Origin of the sequence: uncultured Solobacterium sp., from assembly GCF_963550625.1 — a bacterium.
GTDB lineage: Bacteria > Bacillota_I > Bacilli_A > Erysipelotrichales > Erysipelotrichaceae > Bulleidia.
Window position 1 is genome coordinate 108,139 of sequence record NZ_CAUVCV010000003.1, and the last position, 18,244, is coordinate 126,382.

Consider the following 18,244-nt stretch of genomic DNA (forward strand, 5'->3'; position numbering starts at 1 on the left):
TATGAATGCAATTGAAGTAAAGGATATTACAAAAAAGTATGATAACTTTCGTTTAAATCATGTATCTTTACAGATTCCAGAAGGAACAATCTATGGCTTGATTGGCGAAAATGGTGCAGGTAAAACAACACTGATCAACTGTATCCTAGGACTTGTACAACCAAACTATGGGGATGTTGTGGTATTAGGAAGTGATAACTTCATCAATGAAGTAGAACTTAAAGACCAGTTAGGTTTTGTAATCAATGATATGGGTATTCCTAATATCCTAACAGTATATAAGATTGAAGAAATCTTTAGTAAAATCTACAAACATTGGGATCATGAACAATTTATAAAACTATTAACACAGTTTGAAATTGATGTAGAAGCAAAATATGAGACGCTATCCTTAGGTAACAAAATGCGTATCGCAATTGCGATTGCATTAAGTCACAACGCAAAACTATTAGTATTAGATGAACCAATGAATGCATTAGATCCTGCGATTCGAGCAGAAGTTGTAGAACTTCTCATTGAATATACACGTCAAGAAGACCGTACAATTCTTATCTCTTCCCATATCGTTACAGATCTTGAAAAGATGTGCGATTACATTGGGTTCATGCATGCAGGTGAACTGATAATCAATGACGAAAAAGATAATATTCTATCTAGCTATGGAGTATTGAATGTAGCACCAGAAGAAATCACAAATATTCCAGAAGGTGCAATTGTCGCAAAGAAAGAAACACCATATCAGGTAAAACTTTTAATCGATCGTAAGCATGCTCCAAATCTAGAAGGTCTACAGCCAGCGACGTTAGAAGAAATCTTTGTAGGTATTGTGAAAGGTATTATTTAGACAACATAATCATCCAATATCAGAAAGGAATTTCGAAGTATATGAAAGCACTATTAATAGCTGAATATGAAGGACTTATTAAAAATAAGAGATACATATCATGTATTTTATATCTATTATTATGTGGTGTTAGTGGAGTTTTTGCGAGTAAAAGTTTGAATCCTCAGGACAAATTTCCCACTTTTATGGTGATAATATTTTTAATACATAATTTCGAAAAGTGGAATTGGATTAATCTGGAAGCATACGATTATTACCTGTTACACAACAATCTCTTGTAAGGATTTTATTCTTAGAAGCAGGAATATATAATCTTATTATTATTCTAGGTTGGCTCATCTATTGTGTAGTTCTTGGAAGATTAATTTTTCCAGATTTGATAGAGACTGGATTTTTATTAATTTTTGAAAGCTTGCTCATACCTGACATATTACCAAAGAAAAAGATGACCCAACCTTATTTAGAACATATCTTAATATTAGTACTTCTTGCGTGCTTTTCTGGAGTTATCATAACTCAAACAACATTGGATAAGAATATCGGTTTTCTGTTCTTTACTGCTGCCTTAATTGTAATGACATACTTTTCCTCCATTCGTATTCTCAAAGTAAAAGAAATTTAACGAAGTGAAATCATCAATATTTAAAGGGGTGTTAAGAATATGAAAGTACTGTTGATAGCTGAGTATGAACAAATTATTAAGGATAAACGATATTATGCATATATTGTATGCTTTATATTGAGTTTTATTAGTGGAATAATTTCCCGCGTTAATCATGCCCAACCTAACAGTTACCCGCTTCTTCTGTACTCTTATGTTGTTATTAATAATTTTTCTAAAAATTATTTCATAAAGTCTAATAGTATAAGACTACTGCCAATTAAACCTCAATCTTGCTTATTAATAGTTTTCTTGGAATTTTGCATCAATAATTTGGTTCTTGCAATAGGTTGGTTGATTTACTGTACAATGGCAGGCAATTTCAATATACCAGAAATGTTCTGGTTAGAGCTTATTCTTGTGTTTGAATGCATGTTTATTCCAAATGCTTTCTCGAGTTATAAATGGCCCAAACATTATCTTGAACATATTTTTATCATACTTACAGTTGCAGGAATTTATTGGATAGTTGTAACTAAGACAATGATAAATCATGAAGCATGTTTTCTCATATTTTTGGTTACACTATTTGTAACAACCTATATCTCATCCATTCGTATACTAAAAACGAATAATAAATTTTAACAAAGCATAATAATCTATTTTAGAAAGGGATTTCTAAGAATATGAAAGCATTATTATTACTAGAGTTTGAAACATTCATGAAAAAGAAACAATATATCCTTCCACTTTTATATATTGTATTTTCGATCTTTTCATTATTGTATATTGTGAATAAGAAACCAACTTATGATAATTTTCTTATGATATTATTTTCAATTAATTTGATAACAGAATTTACGAAACGTGAACAATCGATGAAGGGAACTGTGAGATTGTTTCCGGTTAGTGTGAAAGAAAGAATCAATACTCTTTTCTTAGAAATATTTATATTAAATATGATCTTACTTGTAGGACTTTCTATTTCTTATTTCCCGTTTAAGGACGTGGGCCAAATATGGGTTGTGCTAAATATTATTGTTTTGATTGAGGCTTTGGTAATTCCGGACATTTTGCCAGTCGAGATATGGCATCGGAATTATTTTCAACATTTGTTGATGATGTTAATTGCGATTGGTGTGAGTATTCTTGTTTATGTAAAAACAGATATTCATCCTGTCATTCAGTTTTTGGGATATGCAACGGTTCTTTATACACTAGCTTATATTTCATCCATTCGTATCTTAACTAATAAAGATTGGTAGAAGGGAAAAGGTTATGCAAGGTCTATATACACTATATCGGCATCGTTTATTTAACTTTGAAAATGTCGCAATAAATTTTGTGATATTTCTTATCTATATTTCATTCATGCAGATACCGATATATTCGTTTCAAGAAATACTGGGAATTGTTTTCTTCTTCTTTTTTCAAGTACAACTCATTACTATTTTGATTGATGAAAACTGGAATCCGATCTTACAAATTCTTCCGGTTCGCAAGAAAGATTACTTCAATGCATATATGAAAATAACTTTTGTGTTCTACGCTCTATATGTGTTGTGTACGATTTGGTTCCATACTTTGATTTCAAAATTGAGTTTACTATTTGTGGTAGCTCCAATTGGTTGTTTGTATTACTGTTTACGAAATTTCAAAACGATGACCACAGTGAAGTCAAATCAAATGATTATTCGATATATACTGTTTATGATTGCTGCACTTGTGCTTACATGGATTAGAAATAATACGGAAATTACTAATTCAATTGTTGTATTTGGAAATTTGATATGTCTTGCGATTATTACTATTCTTCTGTTTGCATGTATGCATGAAATTCGTAAGGTGGAATCGATATGAAGAAATTATCATTTTATCAGACTTACACTTTAATTGGATTAATAGGGTTTATATGTTTGGTTCCAAGTTTGTATTACTTGCTTGGGGCAGAGCGCAGTTATAGTATTTTGGTAGATTTATTTCCATACGGGACAGCTTATGTGGCTGGATTATTGTACCAAAAGCAGTTAGATTTAGATAATCTTTCTCTTTATCCACTTTCTATCAAAGAGAGAATATTACCTCGCGTCAAGCGTATCTTATTGGCATTACTCAGTAGTAGTATACTATATACTTTATTTTCTGGTTTTCTTCGTCGTTTTCATCCACTTGACTTAGAAATTCTTGTAGTTTCATTGTTGGTATTATTTGTGCTAGAAGAAACATTTTTATATCAAATTGAAAATTATAAACTATCATTGGTTTTGGGTATCTTATTCTCTGCGGTTGTCATTGGCTTAAGAGTTGTGATTCCTGACTTATTACAGCTTTTAATTATCGCTCTATTCCTAACTGGTTTCTGTATCTTCTGGATGTATCATCAAAGTACCAGAAAAAATCATAAGTGAAGGCTCTCGTAAGGAGCTTTTTCTTTCTGAATGAAGTAATTACAAGTATAATATGGGATAGATAAAGGGGGGTTCTATGGATTTATTTGGATACGCAAGCGAAGAGATAAAGAAAAAAGAAGAGCCTTTAGCGGCACGTATGAGACCTTCTACTTTAGAGGAAGTTGTTGGTCAGGAACATATCATTGGCAAAGATAAATTGTTATATCGTGCAATTAAAGCGGATAAGCTTGGATCATTAATCTTTTATGGTCCTCCAGGAACGGGTAAGACTACACTTGCACAAGTCATTGCGAATAGTACCTCTGCTGATTTCCAACAAGTCAATGCAACAATTGCAGGTAAGAAAGATCTTGAACAGGTAATTACGCATGCGATTGATTTGATGTCGATGTATCAAAAGAAAACAATCTTATTTATCGATGAGATTCATCGATTTAATAAAGGACAACAGGATTATCTATTACCATATGTAGAAGATGGCACAATTATCTTGATTGGTGCGACAACGGAGAATCCATATTTTGAAGTGAATCAAGCGTTGATTTCACGTTCTCGTATCTTCCAGTTAAAGTCACTGTCAAAAGAGAATATTATAACTCTTTTAAAGCGTGCTGCTGAAGATGCGATAAAGGGTATCGGCAAAGACAATGTTATCTTAGATGAGGAAGCTGCTGAATTTTTAGCAGAGATTTGTGATGGAGATGCACGTGCTGCGTTGAATGCGTTAGAACTTGCAGATCTTACAACAGATCGTAGTGACGATGGCTACATTCATATTACCTTGTCGGTTGTGGAGGAATGTATTCAAAAGAAGGCAATACGCTATGACAAGGATGGGGATAACCATTATGATACGATTTCTGCGTTTATTAAATCGATGCGTGGTTCTGATCCAGATGCGACGTTATACTACCTTGCACGCATGTTAACGGCAGGAGAGGATGTTCGTTTTATCTCTCGTAGAATTATGATTGCGGCAGCAGAGGAGTGTGGTAATGCAGATCCTAGAGCGCTACAGATTGCGGTTGATGCGGCGTTAGCCGTTGAAAGGGTAGGAATGCCAGAAGGAGCTATCATACTTGCAAATGCGGCTACTTATGTTGCCAATGCACCTAAATCGAATGCATCATCCAATGGTATTTTTATGGCAATGGATCTGGTTGAAAAAACAGGTAATCTTCCGATTCCACCATATCTAAAGGATGCTCATTACGCAGGTTCAGAGAAGTTCGGCAATGGTGTAGGGTATCAATATGCACATGATTATCCAAATCACTATGTGAAACAACAATATCTACCAGATGCGATTAAGAATGAAAGACTATATCACTTCTCAGATGTAGCTTATGAAGCCAAGCTCCAACAATACTTCAATTCGATTGGTAAGAATGATTATCAAAAGGAGAAAAAATAATGCAAGGAAAATATAAAGTTATTACCTTATGTGGAAGCACACGCTTTAAAGATGAATTCATGAAAGCGCAGAAAGATTTGACACTTGCTGGAAACATTGTAATTAATGTTGGATTATTTGGCCATAGTGGCGATCATGAAGTTTGGGAAAATATGGATGAGAGCACTCTAACAAAGACAAAAGAGATGTTGGATGATATGCATAAACGTAAAATTGATATGGCTGATGAAATTTTTGTTATCAATGTTGGTGGCTATATCGGCTCTAGTACAAAGTCTGAAATTGAGTACGCAAAGACAACTGGTAAAGCAGTCCGTTATCTTGAAACAATGGAATAAAATATCTGAGTGCTAAATGTTAGCACTCTTTATTATAAAGTGCTAAAATACTTCTATACTCATAAGGAGGTATACAATAATGGCAATTATCGTTCCGATTTATAATACGGTATTATTACCAGACACAAATATTTATCTGACCAGTGATAGCTATAAAAACGCAACTGGACAGGAACCTGCTGTAGGAGATCGTATTATCTTTGCGATTGAAAAGAAGGCTTTATCTACAGATGAATTTCGTCCTGAAAACTTTTATCCATTAAGTGTATCAGGAACTATTACAGAAGTTAGTAATAGTGGTTTTGTGGTAATCAAGACAGAATCACGTATCAATATTGAAGATATCGTTGTACATAGTGATAAGACTTTAGAAGTTTTATCCATCATCCGTAAACCGATGACCAATGATTTAGATCCAATGGATGAAAAGAAGCGGGTTGAGCAACTTAAGAGTGCACTTGTAAAGGCAACCGCGAACTATCAATGGGCATTAGGTGCACGCAATTTCATCTCTCAATTAAAGGGGATGGAGGATATCATCAGTGCCATGGCACAATGGTTAAACATTACGGATGAAGAAAAGTATGCATTACTTGAAGAAAATCTTCGCTCTAATCTATTAAATAAGATTGAACAGTATATCTATGAATATACAGAAATGACGGACGTAACTAACGAAGCTTCAGCCGCACAAGAAAATGACAATAAAAAAGCCTATCGTGAGATGGCCATTAAGAAACAAATCGAATATCTTCAAAAGGAACTGGATGACATGCATCCAGAGAATGTTACAGATATTCGTAAGATGGAGATGAAGATTCAATCATCTGGTATGAATGAAACTGCACGTCGTGAAGCGGATAAGGTTTTAAACCGTCTAAAACAAGAAGGTAGTAACTCTCCAGAGTATGGTAATCTTTACAACTATCTAGATTTTTTAACAAGTATCAGTTGGAAGAAAGAACGTACAAAGAAGATTGACTTTCAAGCTGCGGAGAAGATTTTGGATGAAGATCACTACGGTCTAAAGAAAGTAAAAGAGCGTATCTTACAACAGATTGCGGTAATGGATCTGAATAAGCGTCAGTCTGGTTCAATTCTTTTATTTGTTGGTGCTCCAGGTACTGGTAAGACAAGTATTGGTCGCTCCATCGCAAATGCACTTAAGCGTAAGTATATACGAGTTGCGCTGGGTGGAGTACGTGATGAAGCAGATATTCGTGGTCATCGTCGTACCTATATCGGTGCAATGCCAGGAAGAATTATGGATGGTATTCAGAAAGCTGGCACATCTAATCCGGTGATGGTACTCGATGAAATTGATAAGTTGAGTATGTCTTATAATGGTGATCCTGCAAGTGCACTTTTAGAAGTGCTTGATCCTGAACAGAACAATACCTTTACAGATCACTACATGAATGTTCCGTATGATCTTTCTGATGTACTCTTTATCTGTACCGCAAATACATTGGATTCTATCCCTGAACCTTTACTAAACCGTATGGAAGTGATTGACTTCCAAGGTTATACAGCAAGTGAAAAGTACCAGATTGCCCAACGACATTTAATTCCTAAAGCAATTGAAAAGATGGGCATTCCAATTGAACAGTTAGAATTTAGTGAGGATGCGATACGTTCAATCATTGCGGACTATACGATGGAGGGTGGTGTACGTGGACTCAAGAAGAGAATTGATTCTGTATGCCGTGCTATCGCCGTTAAACTTGCAAGAGGTCATCAAGAAAAGATTGTCATTCAGGCAAGTGATTTACCTACACTACTAGATATGAAACCACTTCACCATGAAAAACTCACAGTTCAAAAGAATCCTGGTATTGTAACAGGTCTTGCATGGACTGCAAGTGGTGGTGAAATTCTTTTTGTCGAAACCCTACTAACAAAGGGTAGTGGACAGTTAATTGTGACGGGACAACTTGGCGATGTGATGAAGGAATCTGTACGGATTGCATTATCTCTTGTGAAATCGAAATTCCCAGAAGCAGATAAGATTTTAAAGACACATGATATTCATATCCACGTTCCACAGGGTGCTGTTAAAAAAGATGGACCTTCTGCAGGTATCACTTTAACAACTGCTTTAGCATCACTGATTACCAAGAAGAAGGTTTCTCCATTAATTGCGATGACAGGGGAAGTATCTTTACGTGGTGGTGTGATGCCAATTGGTGGTTTGCCTGAAAAACTGATGGCAGCTGCTAGAGCTGGTGTAAAGACGGTTTATATTCCAAAAGAGAATGAAGATGACCTAAAGGATATCGCACCAGAAGTGAAAGAAAAGTTAACAATTATCCCAGTTGAACAGGTGGATGAAGTCCTGAAGGCAGTTGGTATTCTGGCAAAAACAACAAGAAAACCAAAGCAGAAACAAGCATAATCACTTTGTGATTTGTTACAAAAGTCGGTGAATTGTACCGACTTTTTTCTGTTTGCGTGAAACATTTGTGAATTGCTTTGCGTAGAAAGAAATGAATATTTATAATGCATGTAGCTTAAAAAGCAGGAGGTCACGATGAAGTATAGAATTGTATCAGATTCATCTTCTAACGTATTTCACATGGAAGATATTGACTATAGAACAGTTCCTCTAAAGGTTATTATGAATGAGGGAGAGTTCTTCGATGATGAACGCACGAATGTAGAGCGTTTCTTATCCGTACTCAAACATACGAAGGGAAAAACATCCACTTCATGTCCAAATGCCTATGAGTGGGCAAGTTCATTTGATGGTGCCGATACGATTTTTGCGGTAACAGTTACGGGTGGATTATCCGGTTGTTATTCTGCAGCGATGCAGGGTAGATCACTCTTCTTGGAAGAACATCCAGAAGCGAATATCTACGTCATTGACTCATTATCCGTAGGACCAGAAATTCTATTAATTATTGAAAAGTTAAAGGAGTTAATTGCGCAGGGATTAAGCTTTAGTGAAATCTGTGATGCGATTAATGAATATAAGAAACATACACACTTATTATTTAATATTGCAAACTTAGACAATTTAGCGCGTAATGGTCGTGTGAGTCCAGCAATTGCGAAGTTATCTGGTTTATTGGGTATTCGTTGTGTTGGTAAGGCATCCGATCAAGGTACACTTGAAATTTTACATAAGTGTCGTGGTGAAAAGAAGGCCACAAGCAAAATTGTAGAAGAGATGATTGCACACCGCTATAACGGAAAGAAAGTTCATATTGCACACTGCAATAATGAATCGATGGCAAATGATATTAAGAATTTAATTCTACAATCTTTCCCAGAGGCTAAGGTTGATATGATTCCATGTACCATTGTGTGTGCCTACTATGTATCTGACCAAGGTCTGATTGTTGGATTTGAAGATAGTGATTGTTAAACAAAAAGCCGTAATCTTGGTTGATTGCGGCTTTTTATGACTTTTTCTTTTTGTATAATTCTGGAAATAAGAATTCCAACATGATAGGGAAAATGCCTTCCCAAGATTCTTCGCTGTGTGTACCATTTACTACAAGATTTGGATAAGTTACACAACCACCTTGTGTAAAGAGGTGGTTGATATTCAATAACATATCCAGCTCTCTTACAAGGCCTTTCTTTGTGCGCTCTTCATCTGATCCAAAATCAAGATAAATTCGCGTTTCTTTAAACTTCGTTTTTTGAATGTGATTACATAATACATGATAGTTGAAGATGTTGGCAGGAGATACACAACCTGCTTTTGAGAAATAATCGTTATACTCACTAATCATAAACTCAGACATGATTCCACCCATGGAGGAACCAGCGATACCTACGTGTTTACGGTCTGTATGAATGCGATAACGTTTTTGACAGTATGGCAAGAGTGTTTCGACAAACCACTTACCAGTAATCTGTCCACAGGATTGAATTTGAATGCCTGCGAAAGTCTTTTCTGCGGTGAATGGACAGTATTCATCCAGGCGCTCATCACCGATGTGATTACAATCTTGACCAATGATGATGATATCTAATTTCTGCTTGTCTAAGTACTTTTTAATACCCCAGCATTTACCATAAGTAGCTGTTTTATTGTAGAAGAGGTTATGACCATCAAACATATATAAAACTGGATACTTCTTTTTACTTGTATCATAACTATCTGGAAGATATACCCAGACTTTGCGAGGACTTTGGTGTAAAGGCTCGATTGGTAGTGTGAATTTTTCTATTTTTCCCATAGTGCTTTACCCATCCATTTGATTTTACTCTCCGTACCATTTTTGATACGTTCGATATTTGCGTGATGACGATATACCACAAATAGCCATAATACAAAGATTGATAGTGTGATTGATATTGGATTTCCAATCAAGAAACTGATGATGATACCAGAGCCTAAACCAATCATGCTAGATAAGGAAACCATACGACAAAGATAGAGACTTACTAAGAAAACAAGTAGTGGTAAGAAGAACTGATAGAAGTATTGGTGATTGATAAATGTAGCGATACCTAAGAAGAAACCGAAGGAAGTCGCAACTGCCTTACCACCCTTAAATTGTGCAAAGATTGGGAAACAGTGTCCAATACAACAAGCAAGTCCTGCATAGATTATGGCATCCTTTGCGATAAAGCTGGCTAGTAACATTGAGAAGAATGCTTTGAGTGCATCTAGGATAATGACAATGATACCAACTTTCTTGCCTAAAACACGACCAGCATTTGTACCACCAAGGTTACCTGAACCCTCTGTACGGATATCTTTATGGAAGAATACTTTTCCAATGACAAGTGACCATGGAACAGATCCAAATAAATAACTTAATATAATAACGCCAATGAAATTTAGCATAGAATAAATCCTCCTGTTGATATATTATCACATCAGTAATTTAGATATAAAATCAAAATATTTGAAATAGGCTTTGTTGTGACAAAATCCAGTGATATGAACGTGTAGATTGTCGTTAGACAAGGATATTAAAGTAGCCTAATTATGATATAATACAAAGGTTATTAGGAGTTTTTGCATGGCGAATAGATATGATGATAACAGTATTCAAATTTTAGAAGGTTTAGAGGCAGTCAGAAAGCGTCCTGGCATGTATATCGGCTCTACCGATAGTAGGGGATTACACCATCTGATTTGGGAAATCGTTGACAATTCCATCGATGAAGCGTTAAACGGTTATGGTAAGAAAATCCAAATTACGTTAGAGGCAGATGGTAGTGTTACTGTTCAGGACGAAGGTCGTGGTATGCCTATCGGTCAACATGCCAGCGGTGTAAATACATTGCAGGTCATTTTTACTGTGCTTCACGCTGGTGGTAAGTTCTCCAGTGAAGGTGGCTATAAGACGGCTGGTGGTTTACATGGTGTAGGTGCGTCAGTCGTAAATGCGTTAAGTGAATGGCTAACTGTAGAGGTTGCACATGATGGGGAACTCGTCCGTATGGAATTTGCGGATGGTGGTAAGAAGATCGGTAAGCTAGAACATTTAGGTAAGACCAACCGTACTGGTTCTACAGTTCGTTTTAAACCTGATCCACGTATCTTCTCTACAACTGAATACAAGTATGATGTTGTGTGTGAAAGAGCACGTGAAGAAGCTTTCTTGTTAAGTGGAATTGCGATGGTCGTTAGCGATAAGCGCAATAAGAAAAATGAAACTGAAACATATCTATACGAAGATGGATTGATAGCTTTCTTAGGATACTTACATGAAGATCGCAATGTCTTGATGAACCCTGTGAAATTCAGTGGGGAAGCCAATGGTATCCAAGTAGAAGCTGCTTTCCAATATACAGATGACTATCAAGAGAATACCTATAGCTTCGTTAACCTTGTTCGTACTGGCGATGGTGGCACACACGAAGTTGGTTTTAAGGGTGCTTTTACAAAAGCTATCAATGACTATGCAAGAAAATATGGCCTATTAAAGGCGAAGGATAAAAATCTTGAAGGTGGAGATGTACGTGAGGGTCTTACAACAATCCTTTCCGTATCTGTCCCTGAAGGATTATTACAGTTTGAAGGACAGACAAAGAGTAAGCTTGGAACTCCACAAGCGAAAACTGCAGTAGAAGCAGTTGTCTCCGAAAAGTTGTCCTTCTGGTTAGAAGAAAATCGCAATCAATCTGACACCTTAGTACGTAAGATGTTAAAGGCATCCCTTGCCCGCATCGCTGCACGTAAGGCTAGAGATGAAATCCGTAAAGGTAAGCGTGTTGGTAAGGGTGAAAAGGTATTATCTGGTAAGTTAGCACCTGCACAGACAAAGGATGCTCGTATAAAGGAATTATTCTTGGTCGAGGGTGATTCTGCCGGAGGTTCCGCAAAACAAGGAAGAGATTCTCACTATCAGGCAATCTTGCCACTACGTGGTAAGGTATTAAACACTGAGAAATGTACACTTGCCGATATTGAAAAGAATGAAGAGTTAAATACATTAATCTATACATTAGGTGCGGGTGTTGGTCCTGACTTTGACTACGAGGAATCGAATTATGGCAAAGTCATTATCATGACCGATGCGGATGATGATGGATCTCATATTCAGATTTTATTACTAACATTCTTCTATCGTTACATGCGTCCACTGTTAGAGCAGGGAATGGTATATATCGCCTTACCTCCACTCTATAAAGTAACAAAGGGTAAGACGACACAATATGTTTATAGCGATCAAGAGTTAGATGCTTTACGTCGTAAACTTGGTAAAGTGGAAATTCAACGCTATAAGGGTTTGGGTGAAATGAACGCTACGCAGTTATGGGAGACAACAATGGATCCATCCCAACGTACACTAATTAAAGTGGGTATCAGTGATGGTGTAAAGGCTGAACGTCGTGTAACTGTACTCATGGGAGATAAAGCAGAATTACGTCGTAAGTGGATTGAAGATAACGTTTCATTTACATTAGAAGATACATTTGACTTGGAGGGCTAATGGTTAAGAAGAAGACAATCGTTGACAATACAAAATATAGACCAGAGCTACTCGAAGATATTATGGGAGCTGGCTTTGGTAGATATGCCAAATATATTATTCAAGAGCGTGCATTACCAGATGCTCGTGATGGTTTAAAGCCAGTACAGCGTAGAATTTTATATGCGATGTACCATGATGGAAATACATGGGACCATGCATACCGCAAGTCTGCTAAGACAGTTGGTCTTGTAATCGGTAATTATCACCCACATGGTGATACTTCTGTATACGATGCGATGGTACGTATGTCTCAAGATTGGAAGGTACGGTTACCACTCATTGACATGCATGGTAATAACGGTTCTATTGATGATGACCCAGCAGCTGCGATGCGTTATACCGAAGCTAGACTTGCCAAGGTTACGCAAGTAATGGAAGAAGACTTGGATAAGAATACCGTCGAAATGGCACCTAACTTTGACGATACAGAACATGAACCAACAGTACTACCTGTACCGTTTCCAGTCATGTTAGTGAATGGTGCGACAGGTATTGCGGCAGGTTATGCCACAAACATGCCACCACATAACTTAAATGAAGTAGTGGATGCGACAATCTATCGTATTCAAAATCCAGAGAGTGCTTTAACAGACGTGATGGATATTTTAACGGGACCTGACTTTCCGACTGGCGGTATCGTACAGGGTGAAGCTGGTATTCGTGATGCCTTCATAACTGGTAAGGGTAGAATTGTTGTACGTTCCAAGTGTGAAATTCATGAGGAGAAATCTTGCCAACAAATCATTGTCACAGAAATCCCTTATGAAGTTGTCAAAGGACAGCTTGTTAAGAAGATGGATGAAATCCGTGTATCCAAAGATATCGATGGTATCTTAGATGTACGTGATGAATCTGACCGTGAAGGTTTGCGTATTGTCGTTGATGTTCGCAAGGATATCGATGCCAATATGATTCTGAATTATTTCTATAAGAATACAGACCTACAGGTCTACTATAACTACAATAACGTCGCAATCATTGATAAGCGTCCTGTTCAGGTAGGTTTACTTGGATTATTGGATGCGTTTATCGCGTTCCGTAAGGAAGTCGTATTGCGTCGTTCACGCTATGAGTTAGATAAGATGGAAGCCCGTTGTCATATCATTGAAGGTTTGATGAAGGCTGTTTCAATCTTAGATGAAGTGATTCGTATTATTCGTGCTTCCCAAGATAAGGGTGATGCGAAACGTAACTTGATGAATGAATTTGGCTTTGATGAACCACAGTCTGAAGCTATTGTTTCCTTACGTCTATATCGTTTATCGAATACGGATATCATTACATTACGCGAAGAGTTTGCGGAACTTGTCAATCAGATTGAAGAGACAAAGGCAATCATTGAAAATGAAAATGTATTGCATTCCGTAATTATCAAGGAATTACGAAATGTGAAGAAAGAGTATGGTCAAGAACGTCGTACACGTATTGAAGCTGAAGTTGAAGAAATCAACTATGATAAGACGGCGATGATCGCAAATGAGCGTGTTGTAGTAACTGTCAGTCGTGATGGTTATCTCAAGCGTGTATCCATGCGTAGCTATAACGCAGTCGGCGACCAAGAAACAGCTATCAAAGATGGAGACGTACTGATTGGTACAACAGAGTGTGATACACTCGATACACTATTACTATTTACATCCAAAGGTAACTACGCATCTATTCCAGTTTGGCAAATTGAAGAAGGCAAATGGAAAGATGTTGGTATGCATTTAAATAAAGTTGTACGTATCGATGGTGAAGATAAGATTAAGAATGCGATTCTTATCAAGAGTTTCGATACGTATGCATGGATTGTGACAGTAAGTTCTGCTGGACAAATCAAGAAGACACCAGTAACTAACTGGCAAGTAGAGCGTAACAATAAAGTCATGACAGCGATGAACCTTGGTAAGGGTGCAGAAATGATCAATGCCTTTATTGCATATAGTAACCAACAGATTTTGATGGTAAGTAAAGATGGTTACTCTTATCGCTTTGCGGTTGAAGATATTCCAGCCACAGGTGTTAAGTCCAAGGGTGTCAAGGCAATGAACCTTGGTAAAGGTGATGAATTAGCATGGGGTTGTGTAATGAATGCAGATGATCCAGCTGTTCTCTTTATGACAAACGTTGGACAGATGAAGCGTGTTCATACGGAAGAAATTGTCTTTGGTAATCGACCAATGAAGGGTAACTTAATTTGTAAACGTTTAAAGACAAATCCAAGTATCGTAACACTTGCTAAGGCAGTCAGTGCAGGAGAAGAGTTAGTCTTCAAAGATCCTGAAAGACAAGTAATACGTGCTTCTGAAATACCACTCAAACCACGTGAAAGTGGCTTTGGTTCACCACTCGTTTTGAAGGATGGTTGGGATTTATATCGTGGTATTGATGAATGTCGTATTATTGATATACCAACAGACGCAGATAACGAAGTACATGAAGATGTAGAGCGTTTAAGTCTATTTGATGAGAAGGAAGGCTAATCATGACAATATGTAAAGGATGCGGTGCAGTATTACAAACAACTGATTCAAAAATGATTGGTTATAGTCCTAAAGCTGAAGCAGAATATTGTCAAAGATGTTTCCGGTTGATTCACTATGATGATTTAACAATCTCCATGAAGACAGGTATCGATCCAGTTGCGATTGTTAATCGTATTGCAAGGATGGATGCGCTAATTCTATGGGTGATTGATCTATATGATTTTGAGGCAGGTATTATTAACGGGATTAACCGTAAATTTGCTAATAAAGATATCGTGATGGTTGCGACAAAGAGAGACTTATTACCTGCATCATGTGGAGAAGAGAAGATCGCACATTTTGTCTTTGGACGACTGAAAGATTTGGGTATCCGCATTGAACGACTTATTCTTGCGTCCAAAGAAGAAAAAATGGGTGTCGAAGAAATCAAAGAATGTGTTGATGAACTCGCAAATGGCAGAAAAATAGTTGTGATAGGAAAAGCCAACTCTGGTAAGAGCACCCTCATCAACAACTTGATGTCTACACAAGTTCTAACCACATCTAGATATCCAGGTACTACATTAGAATTCAATGAATTAGAAATTGATGGACATACTTACATTGATACACCAGGCATTGAAATTGATCATAGTATGTTAATGGAAGTTAATGAGGCAGATTTAAAGACTATCATGCCAAGCAAGAGTGTAAAACCACAGGTGTTCCAACTGCGTGGTGAGCAAAGCTTCTTTGTAGGAGGCTTATCACGTCTAGATTTATCAGGTTGTAATCATGCAAGTTGCGTATGGTATTTGAGTAATCGTCTCAACGTTCATCGTACCAATGGCAACTACGCAGATGAAAAATGGAATACACATGTTGGAACATTGTTTGTGCCAACAGCTATTGAAACAGAAATGAAGAAGTATACAATTCATAAGGACATGCCAAAGGTAGACATCGTGATTGATGGCTTAGGATGGGCATGTGTAAGTGGAGAGGTCAGTACAATTACAGTACATGTACCAAAGAGTGTCAGTGTGACATTCAGAAAGGCAATGTTATGAGTTTAACAACAAAACAAAGAGCGTATCTAAGAGGGCTCGCACAGACAGAACGTGCAATCTTCCAGATTGGTAAAGACGGCTTAAGTGATAACCTAGTAGAAACTGTAAACAATGGTTTACGTACAAGAGAACTCATTAAAATCTCAGTGCTTAAGACAGTTACTACAGACCTTAAGGAACTAGCATTTGATTTAAGCATGCATACAAAGTCTGAACTTGTACAAGTTATCGGAAGACAAATCGTTCTCTATAAGAAGGCAAAGGAACCAAAGATCGTTTTACCATGATCGTATATACAGCACCCTTTGATCCAATTACTGATGATGAACTGAAACAGTTAAAAAACCATCATAAACAAACTGGTGGTCCTGTTGCACTTGCGATAGTTGGTGATGGTATCCTAAACTATGACAAGCGTAAGAAGTTATGTATGCGTGCATGTAGTCCATATCGCTATCTACATATCGTAGATATCAAACAAGATGATACATGCATCGCACTTCAATCAGAAACAGAAACTGAAGTGCGAAAAGGATACTTCTACTTAAGCGCAAAAGGAATTCGTAAGATACTTTTAGAGAATGGTTACTACTTTGAAGAAGTGACGAAAGCACAATGTAATCCTAAGCGTGCAGCACATTCTGTTCGTGTAGGCCATACTGCACTGAAACTTGCAAGAATTCATCATCTGAATAAACAGCTCGCATATCAAATGGGTTTATTACATGATGTCACAAAGAAAATGAGTGATGAAGAGGGATATCAACTTCTATCACACTTTAGACCTGAAATATTAAAACTAGATCCTGCAATCTGGCATAGCTATACTGCAGTTATTTGGTTAAAACAGAATTTATGCTGTTATAACAAGAAAATCTTGCAAGCAATCGAACACCATACCCTTGGGGATGGCAAAAGTGCTTATGACCATATCTTATATATCGCAGATAAGATTGAACCAGGTCGTCATTATGATGTGACCATGCATACAAAAATCGCAGAGAGAAATCTCAAACAAGGGGCAGAATATGTCCTTGAAGATGCGAAAAAATACATACTCGAAAAGGAGGGAAAACATGTCTGAATTACTAAACTTAGTACGTCATACATTAGATGAGAAATTGGCAGAGAATATCGTTACAATCGATATTCGCAATGTCAATGCATATACAGACTATTATGTCATCTGTACTGCAAAGAATCCTAGACACGCAAATTCTCTTGTGGAATTTGTTGAAAAAGAAGTAACGAAGAATGGCTTTGATGTGCGTCTTCGTGAAGGTGAAAGGGAATCAACTTGGGTACTCATTGATATGAATGAAGTGGTTGTACATATCTTTACAGAAGATGCTAGAAGTACATATCGCTTAGAAGCTTTATGGGCTGATCAGCCACAAGAAACAATGTAACAAATATGAAGATGTTTTTGCGACATCTTCTTTTCAAACGAAGGGTGGTAAGTTAACAGTATGATTCAAACAATTTTATGGGATATCGATGGTACAATATTAAACTTCCATAGAAGCGCAGAAAATTCGTTGAAAAATACATTCAAGAAGTTTGGATATGGTGAAATCACAGATGAACTTCTACACATGTACGAAGGAATTAATGATGTCTATTGGTGTAAACTTGAAAAGGGAGAACTCACAAAAGAAAAACTACTCGTAGAACGTTTTGTGGATTTCTTTACTAAAATTGGTGTGGAAACCACTCGTGTTGTAGAGTTTAATAAAGCTTACTTAAATGGATTACTAGATACAGTTGTCTTTATGCCTGAGGCATATGAAACTGTAAAGAAACTACACCCAGAATATAAACAATACATCGTAACCAACGGTGTAAAAGAGTTGCAGCGTAAGAAGATTGCCAAAGCACATATCGAAGAGTTCTTTGATGGTATCTTTATCTCAGATGAAATCGGATATGAAAAACCGCATATTGAATTCTTCAATTATGTCTTTGATAGAATTTCAACAAAAAATCCTGATGAAGTCATTATCATCGGTGATTCTTTGACGAGTGATATTGCTGGAGGTATACGTGCAGGGATTCATACCTGTTGGTATCATCCATACAATAAAGAAAATCATAGCGATGTCAAACCAGAGTTTACGATTACATCGCATCTTGCATTCCAAGAATTATTAAAACAGTTATAAGGGAGTAAAC

The 18,244-nt window shown here is 36.8% G+C and carries 17 protein-coding genes; 15 read left to right on the top strand and 2 right to left on the bottom strand.

What is annotated here, in order from left to right; all coding sequences use genetic code 11:
- The first annotated feature begins 1 nt into the window (after position 1).
- From RYK16_RS03290 to RYK16_RS03325, 8 genes are all read left to right on the top strand, one after another.
- Positions 2–844: an ABC transporter ATP-binding protein gene (locus RYK16_RS03290; RefSeq protein ID WP_314850747.1), complete on the top strand. Its 843-nt coding sequence runs from the start codon at positions 2–4 to the stop codon at positions 842–844.
- Between the two features lie 1,287 nt (positions 845–2,131).
- Complete coding sequence (locus tag RYK16_RS03295; protein WP_314850748.1) at positions 2,132–2,710, top strand: hypothetical protein; 579 nt, start codon at positions 2,132–2,134, stop codon at positions 2,708–2,710.
- Between the two features lie 13 nt (positions 2,711–2,723).
- The gene (locus RYK16_RS03300) at positions 2,724–3,305 is read left to right on the top strand and encodes a hypothetical protein (RefSeq protein ID WP_314850750.1); all 582 of its coding nucleotides are present in this window, start codon (positions 2,724–2,726) and stop codon (positions 3,303–3,305) included.
- On the top strand, positions 3,302–3,853 hold the full coding sequence (locus RYK16_RS03305) for a hypothetical protein (RefSeq protein ID WP_314850752.1): 552 nt from the start codon (positions 3,302–3,304) through the stop codon (positions 3,851–3,853). Before RYK16_RS03300 ends, RYK16_RS03305 begins: the two co-directional genes overlap by 4 nt.
- 76 nt (positions 3,854–3,929) lie before the next feature.
- The gene (locus tag RYK16_RS03310) at positions 3,930–5,270 is read left to right on the top strand and encodes a replication-associated recombination protein A (protein ID WP_314850753.1); all 1,341 of its coding nucleotides are present in this window, start codon (positions 3,930–3,932) and stop codon (positions 5,268–5,270) included.
- Complete coding sequence (locus tag RYK16_RS03315; protein ID WP_314850754.1) at positions 5,270–5,608, top strand: hypothetical protein; 339 nt, start codon at positions 5,270–5,272, stop codon at positions 5,606–5,608. The genes RYK16_RS03310 and RYK16_RS03315 overlap by 1 nt, the downstream gene beginning before the upstream one ends.
- A 79-nt stretch (positions 5,609–5,687) precedes the next feature.
- Entirely contained in the window at positions 5,688–8,003 is a 2,316-nt protein-coding gene (lon, locus tag RYK16_RS03320) for an endopeptidase La (protein WP_314850755.1), read from the top strand.
- Positions 8,004–8,138: 135 nt separating this feature from the next.
- Positions 8,139–8,978, top strand: coding sequence for a DegV family protein (locus RYK16_RS03325; RefSeq protein WP_314850756.1), 840 nt, complete (start codon positions 8,139–8,141; stop codon positions 8,976–8,978).
- Positions 8,979–9,012: 34 nt separating this feature from the next.
- Here RYK16_RS03325 and RYK16_RS03330 read toward each other — a convergent pair whose 3' ends face one another.
- Positions 9,013–9,801: an alpha/beta hydrolase-fold protein gene (locus RYK16_RS03330; RefSeq protein WP_314850757.1), complete on the bottom strand. Its 789-nt coding sequence runs from the start codon at positions 9,799–9,801 to the stop codon at positions 9,013–9,015.
- Complete coding sequence (gene plsY, locus RYK16_RS03335) at positions 9,789–10,415, bottom strand: glycerol-3-phosphate 1-O-acyltransferase PlsY (protein ID WP_314850758.1); 627 nt, start codon at positions 10,413–10,415, stop codon at positions 9,789–9,791. The genes RYK16_RS03330 and plsY overlap by 13 nt, the downstream gene beginning before the upstream one ends.
- Before the next feature lie 178 nt (positions 10,416–10,593).
- Here plsY and parE point away from each other — a divergent pair, with 178 nt between their 5' ends.
- From parE to RYK16_RS03370, 7 genes are read left to right on the top strand one after another with little or no spacing between them, the layout of a single operon-like run.
- On the top strand, positions 10,594–12,513 hold the full coding sequence (gene parE, locus RYK16_RS03340) for a DNA topoisomerase IV subunit B (RefSeq protein ID WP_314850759.1): 1,920 nt from the start codon (positions 10,594–10,596) through the stop codon (positions 12,511–12,513).
- Positions 12,513–15,020 carry a DNA topoisomerase IV subunit A gene (parC, locus tag RYK16_RS03345; RefSeq protein WP_314850760.1) on the top strand — a complete coding sequence of 836 codons (2,508 nt, stop codon included), beginning with the start codon at positions 12,513–12,515 and terminating at the stop codon, positions 15,018–15,020. Before parE ends, parC begins: the two co-directional genes overlap by 1 nt.
- Positions 15,021–15,022: 2 nt before the next feature.
- Entirely contained in the window at positions 15,023–16,072 is a 1,050-nt protein-coding gene (gene yqeH / locus RYK16_RS03350) for a ribosome biogenesis GTPase YqeH (protein ID WP_294206139.1), read from the top strand.
- Entirely contained in the window at positions 16,069–16,359 is a 291-nt protein-coding gene (yhbY, locus tag RYK16_RS03355; RefSeq protein ID WP_294020398.1) for a ribosome assembly RNA-binding protein YhbY, read from the top strand. The genes yqeH and yhbY overlap by 4 nt, the downstream gene beginning before the upstream one ends.
- Complete coding sequence (yqeK, locus tag RYK16_RS03360; protein ID WP_314850762.1) at positions 16,356–17,156, top strand: bis(5'-nucleosyl)-tetraphosphatase (symmetrical) YqeK; 801 nt, start codon at positions 16,356–16,358, stop codon at positions 17,154–17,156. Before yhbY ends, yqeK begins: the two co-directional genes overlap by 4 nt.
- Positions 17,149–17,481 carry a ribosome silencing factor gene (gene rsfS / locus RYK16_RS03365; RefSeq protein WP_294206132.1) on the top strand — a complete coding sequence of 111 codons (333 nt, stop codon included), beginning with the start codon at positions 17,149–17,151 and terminating at the stop codon, positions 17,479–17,481. The genes yqeK and rsfS overlap by 8 nt, the downstream gene beginning before the upstream one ends.
- A 60-nt stretch (positions 17,482–17,541) precedes the next feature.
- On the top strand, positions 17,542–18,234 hold the full coding sequence (locus RYK16_RS03370; protein WP_314850763.1) for a YjjG family noncanonical pyrimidine nucleotidase: 693 nt from the start codon (positions 17,542–17,544) through the stop codon (positions 18,232–18,234).
- The last annotated feature ends 10 nt before the right edge of the window (positions 18,235–18,244 follow it).

What these genes read in the sequence shown, in the direction of transcription:
- RYK16_RS03290 (WP_314850747.1), top strand. Translation starts at nt 2, where the DNA reads ATGAATGCAATTGAAGTAAAGGATATTACAAAAAAGTATGATAACTTT.
- RYK16_RS03295 (WP_314850748.1), top strand. Translation starts at nt 2,132, where the DNA reads ATGAAAGCATTATTATTACTAGAGTTTGAAACATTCATGAAAAAGAAA.
- RYK16_RS03300 (WP_314850750.1), top strand. Translation starts at nt 2,724, where the DNA reads ATGCAAGGTCTATATACACTATATCGGCATCGTTTATTTAACTTTGAA.
- RYK16_RS03305 (WP_314850752.1), top strand. Translation starts at nt 3,302, where the DNA reads ATGAAGAAATTATCATTTTATCAGACTTACACTTTAATTGGATTAATA.
- RYK16_RS03310 (WP_314850753.1), top strand. Translation starts at nt 3,930, where the DNA reads ATGGATTTATTTGGATACGCAAGCGAAGAGATAAAGAAAAAAGAAGAG.
- RYK16_RS03315 (WP_314850754.1), top strand. Translation starts at nt 5,270, where the DNA reads ATGCAAGGAAAATATAAAGTTATTACCTTATGTGGAAGCACACGCTTT.
- lon (WP_314850755.1), top strand. Translation starts at nt 5,688, where the DNA reads ATGGCAATTATCGTTCCGATTTATAATACGGTATTATTACCAGACACA.
- RYK16_RS03325 (WP_314850756.1), top strand. Translation starts at nt 8,139, where the DNA reads ATGAAGTATAGAATTGTATCAGATTCATCTTCTAACGTATTTCACATG.
- RYK16_RS03330 (WP_314850757.1), bottom strand. Translation starts at nt 9,801, where the DNA reads ATGGGAAAAATAGAAAAATTCACACTACCAATCGAGCCTTTACACCAA.
- plsY (WP_314850758.1), bottom strand. Translation starts at nt 10,415, where the DNA reads ATGCTAAATTTCATTGGCGTTATTATATTAAGTTATTTATTTGGATCT.
- parE (WP_314850759.1), top strand. Translation starts at nt 10,594, where the DNA reads ATGGCGAATAGATATGATGATAACAGTATTCAAATTTTAGAAGGTTTA.
- parC (WP_314850760.1), top strand. Translation starts at nt 12,513, where the DNA reads ATGGTTAAGAAGAAGACAATCGTTGACAATACAAAATATAGACCAGAG.
- yqeH (WP_294206139.1), top strand. Translation starts at nt 15,023, where the DNA reads ATGACAATATGTAAAGGATGCGGTGCAGTATTACAAACAACTGATTCA.
- yhbY (WP_294020398.1), top strand. Translation starts at nt 16,069, where the DNA reads ATGAGTTTAACAACAAAACAAAGAGCGTATCTAAGAGGGCTCGCACAG.
- yqeK (WP_314850762.1), top strand. Translation starts at nt 16,356, where the DNA reads ATGATCGTATATACAGCACCCTTTGATCCAATTACTGATGATGAACTG.
- rsfS (WP_294206132.1), top strand. Translation starts at nt 17,149, where the DNA reads ATGTCTGAATTACTAAACTTAGTACGTCATACATTAGATGAGAAATTG.
- RYK16_RS03370 (WP_314850763.1), top strand. Translation starts at nt 17,542, where the DNA reads ATGATTCAAACAATTTTATGGGATATCGATGGTACAATATTAAACTTC.